Origin of the sequence: Chitinophaga filiformis, from assembly GCF_021646545.1 — a bacterium.
Classification (GTDB): Bacteria; Bacteroidota; Bacteroidia; order Chitinophagales; family Chitinophagaceae; genus Chitinophaga; species Chitinophaga filiformis_A.
In genome coordinates this window covers 225,730-237,680 of record NZ_JAKIRP010000005.1, presented here as the reverse complement: position 1 = coordinate 237,680, position 11,951 = coordinate 225,730, and the positions used below count along the sequence as shown (strand labels likewise).

The window sequence follows — 11,951 nt, the reverse complement described above, 5'->3', positions numbered from 1 at the left end:
TGCTACAAGTAATGATGATGAAAAAGCTATTATATCTATTCCTCGTTATAGTACTCGCGTCCTCCTGTTCAAAGTATCTCGATCAGGTGCCGGACGACAGGCTGACCTTAGATGAAACCTTCAGGACGTGGGGTACGGCGCAGCGCTTCCTTGCAGATGTGTACCGCAGTGTACCGGATGAATTCGGGCAGCGCAATCCCGGTTCTGAAAGCAATCGCGGTCTGTGGACCGGTGGTTGTGATGAAGCGGACTTCGTATGGGGTTTTGTACAATCCAATGACGTGAACATCGGCAACTGGGATGCTAACTCCGGTTTCGTGGGCGACTACTGGCGTAACTTTTATCGGGGTATCCGCAGTGCCAGTGTATTTATGGAAAATGCAGACGCGATCACAGATCTGTCGCCAGACCTTATTAAACAATACAAAGCGGAAGCACGAGCGCTGAGAGCCATGTATTATTTCTATCTGATGCGTATCTACGGACCGGTGATCATCCTGGGAGAGAAAGCGCCCGCTGTGGATGCAGACCTGCAATTACCGCGTAATTCCTTTGATGAGTGTGTGGAGTATGTGGCTGCTGAACTGGAAAAGGCAGCGGAAGACCTTCCGGTAATACCCAGGAATGATGAAGAATACGGGCGTATTACAAAGGGTGTTGCCCTGGCTTTTCGCGCGAATGCCATGATGTATGCCGCCAGTCCCCTGTACAACGGTAACACCGACTTTGCTGACATGGTCAACAAAGACGGTAAACACCTGATCAGCCAGACTTTTGACGCCAATAAATGGACAAAAGCAGCAGAAGCTTATAGGGCCTTTCTTTCCACGTTTGTACCCGGCACTTATGACCTGTTCAGGAAAAATGATGCGAACGGCAATTACGATCCTTATCTGTCCTGTCGTGACGTAATACTGACTGACTGGAACAAGGAGGTGATCTTCGCCAGAACAGGCAGCTCTATCAGTCCGAGACAATATGAGCTGACGCCTTATCACAACGGCGCCAGTTCCCGCGATGTAAGAGGCAGCGGCGGCTTAGGTGCTACACAGAACATGGTGGATGCTTTCTTTATGAAGAATGGCAGAAGTATAGATGATCCTTTATCCGGTTACGTGAAGGAAGGAACTTCGATGTTCCAGCCACCGAACGATACGCATGAAAAAGAGATCTATAACCAATGGGTGAACAGAGAGCCACGTTTCTATGTGAATATTACATTTGATGGCAGTACCTGGTTGAACAGATCATTCGGTGAGATCACCACACGTCTTTACAATACAGGTAATTCCGGTAAACAAACAGGTGGCGGCGACTATTCCCCGACCGGTTACATTGTGCGTAAGGCAATGGGACTGGGCGCATGGGATATCTCCAACCGTACCGTGATACTGATACGCCTGGCTGAGATCTACCTGAGTTATGCAGAGTGTGTGAATGAAGCTGATCCCGCAAATCCTGATGCACTGAAATACCTGAACCTGATCCGTGAAAGAGCGGGTATACCACAATATGGAACGGAAGGATTAGCTGTTCCGCAGGGGCAGGATGCCATGCGTGAGGCTATCCGTAAAGAGAGAAGGATAGAGCTGGCATTCGAAAATAACCGCTTCTTTGATGTGCGCCGCTGGAAAATAGGAGAGCAAACCCAGAACGGACCTATGTACGGACTGAATATCAGTGCTGACATGCCGGAGTTTCTCAAGGTGGTGCCTTTTGAGACGAGGGTGTTCAACAAGCGTCATTACTTTTTCCCGATACCATCCAACGATGTAAATAATGACAAGCAGCTTGTCCAGAACCCCGGATGGTAATAACTTTATTAACTGACACCAACTTGTTTTTGTGATGAATAAATTACGTTGTTTTCTGACGATTGCGGTACTGCTGGCCAGTATATCCTGCGGTAAAAGCAATACACCGGGCGGGGGAACTCAGGAGCCACCGGTATTGCCTCCGGTATCTTTTACATCGAAAGATGCTACTGCTGCTTTTAACACCTTCAACCAGTATTTCTACAGCACGACAGATAAGCTGTATTATTCCAATACAGAAAGGAAGGATATAGGCGCTATCTGGACACAGGCGGTATACTGGGACCTGATCATGGATACCTATAAGCGTACCGGCGACGCGGCTCACCGCAAGATGATAGAAGACCTGTACCAGGGTGGTTATAACCGATATGATAAGTATAACTGGGGTAACAAAGTGGTATGGTTTATTTATGATGATATGATGTGGTGGATCATCTCCCTGGCCAGGGCACATGAGATCACTGGCAACCAGGAGTACCTGAACAGGTCCATACAGGGGTTTCACTATGTCTATAAAGAATCATACGATCCTGCAGGCGGTGGTATGTGGTGGGACTTCAATCATACCGGCAAGAACTCCTGTATCAACTTTCCGACAGTGATTGCCGCTATGACCTTGTATAACATTACAAAAGATACCGCTTACCTGAACAAGGCGAAAGACATCTATAGCTGGTCGCTGGTGAACCTGACTGACAGTACTACCGGCAGGGCGGCAGATAATAACATCAAAGGCAATAAAGGATTTTCTGATTATACCTATAATCAGGGCACTTTTATTGGTGCTGCCGTGATGTTGTACAAGGCTACCGGTCAGCAGTCCTACCTGGACAATGCAAAGAAGGCAGCTGATTATACACAGCAGAAGATGTGTGATGCCGATGGTATTCTGCCGGCAGAAGGCGACTGGAATGAGCAGGGCGTTCTGAAGGCTATTTTCGGTCACTACATTATGACATTGGTGAAGGATGCAGGGCAGCAGCAATACCTGCCATGGCTCCGGAAGAATATCAATATGGCCTGGGGAAACCGGGATGCTACGAGAGGGATCACGTACCGGAATTACAAGGTGACATGTCCTTCCGGCATTGTGCAATCATATGAGGCCAGCAGCGCAGTAGAACTGATGCAGGTTTGTCCGCCGGAAAAATAGCCTATCCATATCCAGCCATACTAATTCCAGGGTGTATCAACCGGCCAGCTCCACGGCTTGTTGGTACACCCTTTTTTATTCGGTGATGCGCATGATCAGTTTATGGCCTTTCGTCTGGTTTGTTTCCATGAGCGTATGTGCCTTTTTGACGGTTTCCAGTTCGAAATCGCCGATTACCTGGATGGGAGAGGGGCTGATGATGCCTTTTTCCACCAGGGCTGTGACCCGTTTTAACAGGTCGCCATAATAGGAGAAATTGCCTTTCAGGCTATAGGCGTAGTTCGAGATATGAACCACTACAGCTCCGATATTGAACAGATTCTCCCGGGCCTCTTCTGTGGTGAATGCGGTCACGTCTACATAGGTGCCGTTCAATCGTACAATATTACTGCAGAGTTCAGACATCTGCCTGCCTACCAGGTCTATACAGTAGTCAAACAACTGGTTACCATTTGCCTGGATAATGAGGGGAATGGCATTAGCTGCTTTATAGTTGACGATCTGATCGTATCTGAGGCCGGCATTGATCAGTTCCTGTTTGCTACCGGGGTTACCGGCGGTGGTGATGATCTTGTTGATGCCATGGGAAAGCAGGATCTTGATCAGTACTAATCCTACACCACCGGCGCCTCCGCTGATGAAGACGGATTCTTCGGGGGATATTTTGAGCCGGTTGCAGCATTGCATGGCGGTCAGGGCACTGATGGGGAGTGCTGCCGCCTGATCGAAGCTGATATTGGCTGGCATCCTGGCAAGGATCTGCTGGGGGACACTGATATATTCAGCATAGGTGCCGTTTGATCCCATACTGCCGGAGGCACAATACACGTTGTCTCCGATCTCAAGATCTTTCACAGATTTGCCTTTCTGGACAATAACACCGGAGAATTCCCTTCCCAGGATATGTGAGTGCATGCGTTTACTTTCATTGGCGCCTATCCTCATCTGGTAGTCGATGGGATTGAAGGCGGTAGAATATATCTTTACCAGTACATCGTTATCGTTGATTGCCGGGGTGTCAGTTTCTGTAAAGAAGAAATTGTCGGTAGTGCCGAACTGCCTGAGTGTGATCGCTTTCATGTCTTGTCTTATTGTATCCAACCGGTTGAAAGCTGGATGGAATAGCTGCGCTAAAGATAAAGTCTTTGGCAAAAATAAGACCAAATTAAGGCCTCCCGGCTGCGATACAGATACTTGCCTGCAATTTGACATATTGGGCGGGAGAAACGCCCAGAAAGTGGTTAAAATCGTGGATCAGGTGGCTCTGATCATAGTACCCGAATTCGTGGATTATTTCAAACCAGTCAATATGGCTGTTTTGCCCTGCCCGTTCCTGCAACCAGGCCAATGCTTTCTTATAGCGCTGGTAGCGGCTGATCTCCTTGGCGCTGTAGCCCAGGTATTTTTTATACTTCAGCTGTATGCTTCTTTCGCTCTGACCTTGTTTACCGGCGATTTCCTTAATGGGGTTGATGACACTTTCAGGATGACTGCCTGCCACAATGTCTTCAGACTTTTCGTCCCGCTCAACCAGGTAGGCGGCTGAAAAATCCAGTATCCTGTTCACCCGTTGCTGCATATCGGGAAGTTGTTTCAGCTCCTGCCAGAGATTCGCAAAACAGTGTTCGCCCAATAACTCATCAGGGTGTTGCATGAAGTCGGTGTAAGACTGCAGGTGTCTGCCGAAGAAACGGTAAAAGGCATCCAGTTTAAAATTGGCTATTAACACGTCTGTGCCGGGAGACAGTACATAGTCGTGGGACAGCTTTATAGGACCGATGACTATACTGTTTTCGACAGGCAAAGGCTCATCTGGCGTAAGGTAGAAGAAGCCTGGCGTGCCAAAGTTGAAGATGAGGATAGTCTGGAAGCTGGGGGCAAATTTTCTCCTGATTGGCGACTCCTGGTGATTTGCAGCATAGTAAAACGGGTCAAATACCTGGTCCCATTCTTCGGGAACAGGGATATGACCGGTGATGTATCCTGTTGCAGCTGACTGACGATCGTTCATAGTGTAAATGTACGAAATCATCTGTGGGGTAAAATACAAAACGCGGCCTCGATAAGCCGCGTTTGTCATTTATCTATTGATCTTCAACAAAGAAGCGTGTTATTTCAGGAATGGCTGCAGCCATTGAATGATAGTCGTAAATGCTTCTGCAGAAAAGTCTTCCTGCAACGTGCTGCTCTCTTCCCGTGTGCAGGTCACACAATGTTGAAAGAGGTGGTTGGTGCCCGGCAAAACATGAGTCGTTACATTCCTGTTACCTGACTGTTTCAATGTCGTAGCGATTGTCTCAAGGTTCTCTTTACAGGTGACCATGATATCCTTATCACCATTCAGGGCCAGGAAAGGTACTTTGATCTGCTGCAGATAGGGGACTGGGTCAAACCTGATATGGTACTGATACCAGGGCCCTGTTGCCTGTGCGATGTAAGACTCCAGGAAAAAACGCATATGATCGTACTTGTCCGGGAAGTCTTTCTTAAAGGCGCTGTCATCTGCCTGTTTCCAGGCCGCGTAGGTACTGCGGAGTTTAGTTTCCAGTTCGCGGGTACCGGCATACCTGTAAGCGGTGTTAAACATCCGTGTGTTGATGGTATCATAGCGCTTACGGTCATAGTCACTGATCTTTGCCGATCGGGTAATGGCATAGTTCTGTAGTTTCAGGGCATCCAGTCCGTTGATGGCAAGGCCTGCCAGCGTGATCACAAAGTCTACATCATGGGAAGAACCGGCGGCAATGATGGCAGCGGCGCCACCTTCGCTATGACCTATGACGCCGACTTTAGCGATCGCTTTATGCTGTTTGAGGAAGTGAACAGCAGCCAGTGCATCATCAGCAAAATCTTTGGTAGTAGCGTCTTCATATTTTCCTGATGTTTCGCCTACACCCCGGTCGTCTGTACGCAATACAGCAAAGCCATTGCGGGTGAGTGAGTCAGCCAGCACACGGAACATAGCATGTCCCGCCATGGCACCATCTCTATCCTGTTTACCTGTGCCTGATATCAGTACAATGGCGGGATAGCTTTTCTCACCCGTCGGCGTAGTGAGCGTGCCACCAAAGCGGATACTGCCATCAGCATTGCTGTAATGCACGGAATCGCTGCGGTAAGGGAATACCTGGCCGCATATACGGCCAGGTAGCATTAAAGGGATAGAAAGGACAATCAGTAACAATCTTAACATATCAATTCTCTTTTTTCAGCAGTTCAATAACATAGGATATTTCGTCTACCAGTGCACTGGGGCTACCCATATAACCGGTGGAACTCCATCTTACCAAACCATTGCCGTCAATGATCATCTTCTGTGGAATACCGGAGCAGTGCATCAGTGCAGCGTATTTGGAATATGTGTCGTCCAGGTGACCAGTCTTTTTATTAGGTGCGTCGTACAGCACATTGATATTGTAATTCTTCTCTTTCACATAGGCTTTGATCTGCTCCCGGTAGTCAGGTTTGGTTTCCTGAGTGGCAATAAAATAGAAAGTTACTTTGTCGTCGTTTTTATATTTGTCCACCGCCATCTGCATACCCGGGAGTGCTGCTTTGCATGGGCCGCACCAGGTAGCCCAGAAGTCGATTACGACGATCTTACCTTTTTGTTTTGCCAGCTCGGCGAATCCGCCTTTCATTTGTTCCAGTTTGAATGAAGGGACGGATTGTCTGATCAGGGCTGATTTCAGGTGTTCCTGTTGCGCCTTCAGCTGGTCGGGATTCTTCATGTTGTTGAAGTAAGCCTCAAAGCCAGCTTCATTTTTATGTTTGGCGATGTACTCTTTTTTCAGCATGTCGATCATTTCAGGTGTAACCTTATTCTCACGCACACTGTTTTCCACTACCTGCATGGCTTCCGCGTGTTTACCATTCTTTTCAAGTAGGGTTGTATACAATCCGTTGAATTCTGCGCTAACCCTTTCCGGATCATGGTATGACTTTGCTTTTTCCATATATACGAGGGCACGTTTATCGTCGCCTGTCACATGCAGCAGCGATGCATGGCCGAAGAATGCAGGGCTGCTGTATTTGAGTACATACAGTTTCCAGGCAGAAGATGAAACGAACTGGCTTTCCGGCCCCGTTTTCTGTTGAGATAATTTTTCCAGCTGGTCAACGATGGCCTGTGAATAGGAGAGAACTGCGTCCGGCTTTACCGTATTATGTTCAACCGGGTTCATGATCACCTGCCGGTGAAATTCTGTCAGACAGATCAGCGGTGCATCCGGTATCATTTTATACATCGTGCTGTAGTCATTACGTTTGATGATGGCAGTATAGGCTACAGCCCTGTATACTTTCTGATAGTACATCTGGTCGATCTCCGTATTGACATTGGTGAATTTCTTCAGCGGGAATATCTGTACAAAGTGTTCCCAGAGACTATCCCGTACTTCGGATTCCCGGAACATCCTGTATATCCATTTATCCCTGGCGGTGATGCCAGCAGGGAATTTCTGAATAATGATATTGTTCATTGAATCAGCACTGGCTTTACTATGCAGCAGATCATTATAGGCCCGGGATACAGAGATCAGTTCTTCTTCAGTCACATCAGGCAGCCCGGTAATGTATTTGATCTGCTCCCTGATGGAGGAATCAGCACGGCGGCCATAGTGATTCTTCATAAATGTGGAAGCGTTGTAGAAAATCTTTCTGGCGCTCTCATGATGATCTCTTAGTTCCCATATCATCCATTGCAAGGCTAATACATCATCGATCAGGGCTATTGTATCCACTGCGTCCGGGACGGTTTGGTGGATCGATCTGGCGCGTATGAAGGCCCATCCTGCAAAAGCGCCAGGCAGTATTTTCTTGTCATTGCCTGTAAGCATCCATGCATAGGTCATTTTACCGCCTTTATCGGTCTGACCTGCAGCACTGAAATTGCAAACCATCAGGCAGGCATTGGAAGGTAATACATATCTGGCAGCCCAGCCGGAGTCTGTCATTTGCATGTTCAGATCATCTACCTGCCATTTAAAACCGGCAAACAGATAGATCGTGCCTGTTACCGGGGCAAGTCCTTTCAGTATGGTGCTGTCGGGATTGTAGCTGATAGTCACCGTGTCGCCGGCATTGGGATACATAGGCGAAACACGGAATCCCTTTTGTGCAGACACGTAGGTGGTGAGCAGCAACAAGATCATTGTTGCTGCGAGCATTGAATTCTTTCTCATAAATGTTGTTGATTTCCGTTGTTAATAGGTGCCTGACCCTCTCGCTTTCGAGCTGATGTCAGCCACTCTTCCAAAGCCTTCGAATACGTTAAGCGGTGTAGAAGTAATCTGGCCACTGAGTGCATTCAGCTGCAGTTCATATACCTTGCCCTTTTGCCCGTCCCAGGTAGCGACATACAGTATCCAGCCGGTTACTGTTGCCAGGTTATAGTTTGGATTGGGTTTATAGATCTTCATGCAGGTGATCGTTTCTCCGGCGGGGAAACCATCAAATGCCAGCGTTGCAGTATTGGTGCCCTGGTAATTGTATGCGTAGATCTTCCGGTCGGTGGCATAGAGATCTACATATCCCTGTTCGCTGGCCTGGAAGAATTTAGCGGCACTTATATCAGGCAGCATACTCATGTCGTGGGCACTGATGGCAAGATTGCCGTTGTCGGAGGTATTAAAGTTGATGATGTACAGCCAGTAGCCACTACCGGTTTTGTCTTTGAAGAAAGCATGTGTGTAGTTGTTGAAACCACGGTCCATGTACAACATGTCTTTCCCGATGTTACGCAGATCGAATGGCGGGTTTATGCTGTCTGGTGGTGCAACAAAGTCTATCATGGAGCCTGCTAAAGAGGCAGGATGAATGAACTTGCCATGCTGCTGATCATATACGCCGGCTACAACACTGTAGTTGGAACCCATTGCCAGGTAAGGCGCCAGTTCATAATCGCCGGGCACTGAAGCGCTGAACAGGGCATCTGTTTCATAAACAGTTGTGTACATATGCAGTCTGCCTGCGTTGATCAGGGCACTGTAACCATTCCCGAGCATCATAAATGCCTGTGGATCGATCACCGCATCATTACGACGGAAGAGTGCTTTATCTTCTCTCAGCAAAGAGAAGTCGCTGCCACTCATACGTGCTATATGTCCCTGACTGCCGGTCATTATCCAGTTCTGGGTAGTCTGAGAGCGTCTTTCCTGTGCAATAAAGCGCGGAGCGCCCACTATTTTACTACCGGTGGAAGCGGAGAAGATACCCCTGAGGTGTTTGGGTGTAATACCTGCTACCGGCACTGCATTTGCGGTGGTGATAAAATCAACGTCGGAGGAGTCCTGTTCTGAATGCAATACCATGATACCGTATTCAATACCTACAGACACAACAACGGTAAAGATCATATTCACCTTCAGCTGGTTGGTAGTATCTGTTGCTATCAGTTCTACACGATATTCACCTACTTTCTCGATGATAGGAACATTCAGGGTCTTTTCCCTTGAAATTGTCTTTACTTCTATTGTACCACTGGTACTCCCTGTGATATGCGGATACAACAGCCACTGGTAGCTCAGGGCCTTGGTATCGCCTCCATCATACCTGATAGCAGGATCGATCTGTAATGAGGCGTAGCGTTCAATGTAATAGGGATTGCCAATTCCGGCAGTATCTATTACAGGCATGCCCACTGTGGTATAGTCGTAATCGCCCAGGTCTTTCTTACAGGCGTTCAGCACCAGCAGCGATAGCAGGGAGGGGAATATATATCTGGAAATAAATTTCATGTCAGCATCATTGTTTGTTAATAATAGCCCTCATCAGGGAAAGCTTACCAATTGTCCGAATTCATCAGTGAGATCAGGATCGTGGCTGTCATTATAAGTCTTCAGTGCATCTTTCAGCATAGCTTTGATGTCAGTCATGGCAGCTGCGGTGAACTCGCCATCCTTTGGAGGTACCCTTCCGCTTTGCTGTAAAGGGAATTGTTCGATGCCGGTCGTAGCAATGATAAAGCGGTATTTAACAGTACTGTAAGTACCGAAATAGGCAGATAGGCTGATGAATCCATCCCAGTTGGAAGGCTTTACCACGTTATCGCTCCAGGTGAGGGTAAATACATCCTCTTCTGTAACACCGGGTTTGAAATCTTTGGTGGGCGCGATAGACAGGTTCAATGTAACAGATGAATCAGCAATGTCTGCCGTGCGGTATAAGACGACGGGAAGGTAACCGGTAATAGAATCAGCAGGAATGATCCCATCTATGAAATCGTAGTGTTCACCTGCTGTGGCGGTGGTGCTGTCAGCAATTGCCTGGCCGCGTACGACACGGTCATACGGCGCCGCGTCTCCCATGATCTTCACCCTGATCAGGAAAGTGTCTTTCGTAACTTCCGCCGGCAACTTCAGGAAGGAAAAAGACCTGAATGTGATACGGCTTTGTGTAAGGTCTGTATTCCTTTCAAAGAAATACACCCGCGGATCATTATTGTAAGAAGAAATATCCTTTTCACATGCTGTCAGGAAAAACAGCAGCAGCACTAACAGACCTGTTATTTTATTAACTGTTTTCATGATGATCTTTTTTTGTTACTGATTTAATTGCCGTTTCCGTATTCCACTTCATTGTCAGGCAAAGGCAGTACATATACTTTATTGTCTGCAGTTACGCTGGAATAAACGATGGAGGGCAGATTCAGTCTTTTGTAATAAAAGAATAGTTGTCCTTCACAATAGAGCTCCTTTCTGTATTCTTTGAATATTTCATCCTGTATCTGTTCGGTAGTGAGCGTGGCTGGAAGATCTGCCAGCACGTTCCTGGCTCTCCTCACCGTATTGAGGTAGTTGACTGCCTGCTCCGGGTTACTTTCTTTCAGCGCTTCCGCTGCGATGTAATACAGTTCCGAAATACGCATAATGGGCATCTTCCTCAGGTAGTTGGCGGATACACCTGCAGGCTGGGCCAGCTTGGTAGATACCCGCAGATTAGTAGAAGTGTTTTCTAACTGGGTAAGTGCTGTATACCTGATGTCAGCATCTGTTTCGTAAATGGCCAGGAACTCGTCGCTACTTGTTTTTGTCAGCACATTAGTAGAGGTAGGTGTAAAATAGGAAGCCGTAAATGCATCCATATTTGATTTATACAAGGCGAAGATGAGTTCTGAAGTGAAAACCTTATTGCCGGTGGAGACATCAGGAATATTTACCCAGCTAAAGGTATTTGCATTGATCACTTCTCCGGCGGCAGCGAATGCTTTGGTTTTGTCGCCCATATAGAGATAGACCCTTGCTTCCAGTGCTTTTACAGCATAGTAGTTGAATTTATAGAAGCGGTCACGGAGATAACCGGTAGCAGTAGTCGGTGTGGTGCTGCCCGGTACGATCGGGTCGGTTGTTTTCAATGCTGCTTCTGCAACAGCGCAATCGGCCAGAATACGATTGAGGATCTCCTGCACTGTCAGTCGAGGTAAGGCGTTTACTGTCAGCTGGTCCATGTAGGGAATAGCTTTTACTGTAAGACCGCCTGCAGCAGCAGGAGCGGGAGCGAAGAGGCGCAGCAGGTCAAAGTGCATAACTGCCCGCAGACCGTATGCTTCCCCTCTGATGATGGAATAGTTCACATCTCTGAACATGCGCTGGTCAGTTGTATTCAGATGGCTTATGAGACTGTTATCGTTAGCAATAGCATTGTATAATCCTTTCCAAATACCGTCTATCTTGTTTCTTACAGCCGCATTGGTGTAGTTGTATTGCGCAGCGTAATAATATTCATGAAAGGTGCTGGTGAAGCGGCTGTGCTGCATGGACAACACTTCTGTCAGCCCGAAGCTGAGTTCCTGCCCGTATACAGTATTTTCATTCATCTTCAGGTATACGCCTGTCAATGCATCCATGAAGCCTTGTTCATCCCTGAAAGCATCGTCTGTATCGATCTGTGTTTTGGGCTTTACGTCCAGGAACTTATTGCAGGCCGTAAAGAGCAATACCGGAATGAACAGCAGTAATATATTTCTCAATTTCATAGTTGCA

The 11,951-nt window shown here is 47.5% G+C and carries 9 protein-coding genes; 2 read left to right on the top strand and 7 right to left on the bottom strand.

The genetic code is table 11. The features are described from left to right. Positions 1–17: 17 nt before the first annotated feature. Positions 18–1,814, top strand: a complete 1,797-nt coding sequence (locus L3C95_RS15550; RefSeq protein WP_236388927.1) for a RagB/SusD family nutrient uptake outer membrane protein — start codon at positions 18–20, stop codon at positions 1,812–1,814. 34 nt (positions 1,815–1,848) lie between these two features. Continuing rightward, positions 1,849–2,970 carry a glycoside hydrolase family 76 protein gene (locus L3C95_RS15545; protein ID WP_236388926.1) on the top strand — a complete coding sequence of 374 codons (1,122 nt, stop codon included), beginning with the start codon at positions 1,849–1,851 and terminating at the stop codon, positions 2,968–2,970. 75 nt (positions 2,971–3,045) lie between these two features. Here L3C95_RS15545 and L3C95_RS15540 read toward each other — a convergent pair whose 3' ends face one another. From L3C95_RS15540 to L3C95_RS15510, 7 genes are all read right to left on the bottom strand, one after another. After that, complete coding sequence (locus tag L3C95_RS15540; protein WP_236388925.1) at positions 3,046–4,050, bottom strand: NADP-dependent oxidoreductase; 1,005 nt, start codon at positions 4,048–4,050, stop codon at positions 3,046–3,048. Between the two features lie 85 nt (positions 4,051–4,135). Then, positions 4,136–4,981 (bottom strand): helix-turn-helix domain-containing protein, encoded by an 846-nt coding sequence (locus L3C95_RS15535; protein ID WP_236388924.1) that lies wholly within the window; start codon positions 4,979–4,981, stop codon positions 4,136–4,138. A 99-nt stretch (positions 4,982–5,080) separates the two neighbouring features. Further along, positions 5,081–6,163 carry an alpha/beta hydrolase family protein gene (locus tag L3C95_RS15530; RefSeq protein ID WP_236388923.1) on the bottom strand — a complete coding sequence of 361 codons (1,083 nt, stop codon included), beginning with the start codon at positions 6,161–6,163 and terminating at the stop codon, positions 5,081–5,083. A gap of 1 nt (position 6,164) precedes the next feature. Beyond that, positions 6,165–8,153, bottom strand: a complete 1,989-nt coding sequence (locus tag L3C95_RS15525; RefSeq protein WP_236388922.1) for a TlpA family protein disulfide reductase — start codon at positions 8,151–8,153, stop codon at positions 6,165–6,167. Between the two features lie 21 nt (positions 8,154–8,174). Continuing rightward, complete coding sequence (locus L3C95_RS15520; protein WP_236388921.1) at positions 8,175–9,707, bottom strand: PKD-like family lipoprotein; 1,533 nt, start codon at positions 9,705–9,707, stop codon at positions 8,175–8,177. Positions 9,708–9,740: 33 nt separating this feature from the next. Then, positions 9,741–10,496: a DUF4843 domain-containing protein gene (locus L3C95_RS15515; RefSeq protein WP_236388920.1), complete on the bottom strand. Its 756-nt coding sequence runs from the start codon at positions 10,494–10,496 to the stop codon at positions 9,741–9,743. Positions 10,497–10,519: 23 nt separating this feature from the next. Further along, complete coding sequence (locus L3C95_RS15510; RefSeq protein WP_236388919.1) at positions 10,520–11,944, bottom strand: RagB/SusD family nutrient uptake outer membrane protein; 1,425 nt, start codon at positions 11,942–11,944, stop codon at positions 10,520–10,522. Between the last annotated feature and the right edge of the window lie 7 nt (positions 11,945–11,951).

Excerpts from the sequence above, each read along its gene's own strand:
- L3C95_RS15550 (WP_236388927.1), top strand. The coding sequence starts at position 18 with ATGAAAAAGCTATTATATCTATTCCTCGTTATAGTACTCGCGTCCTCC.
- L3C95_RS15545 (WP_236388926.1), top strand. The coding sequence starts at position 1,849 with ATGAATAAATTACGTTGTTTTCTGACGATTGCGGTACTGCTGGCCAGT.
- L3C95_RS15540 (WP_236388925.1), bottom strand. The coding sequence starts at position 4,050 with ATGAAAGCGATCACACTCAGGCAGTTCGGCACTACCGACAATTTCTTC.
- L3C95_RS15535 (WP_236388924.1), bottom strand. The coding sequence starts at position 4,981 with ATGAACGATCGTCAGTCAGCTGCAACAGGATACATCACCGGTCATATC.
- L3C95_RS15530 (WP_236388923.1), bottom strand. The coding sequence starts at position 6,163 with ATGTTAAGATTGTTACTGATTGTCCTTTCTATCCCTTTAATGCTACCT.
- L3C95_RS15525 (WP_236388922.1), bottom strand. The coding sequence starts at position 8,153 with ATGAGAAAGAATTCAATGCTCGCAGCAACAATGATCTTGTTGCTGCTC.
- L3C95_RS15520 (WP_236388921.1), bottom strand. The coding sequence starts at position 9,707 with ATGAAATTTATTTCCAGATATATATTCCCCTCCCTGCTATCGCTGCTG.
- L3C95_RS15515 (WP_236388920.1), bottom strand. The coding sequence starts at position 10,496 with ATGAAAACAGTTAATAAAATAACAGGTCTGTTAGTGCTGCTGCTGTTT.
- L3C95_RS15510 (WP_236388919.1), bottom strand. The coding sequence starts at position 11,944 with ATGAAATTGAGAAATATATTACTGCTGTTCATTCCGGTATTGCTCTTT.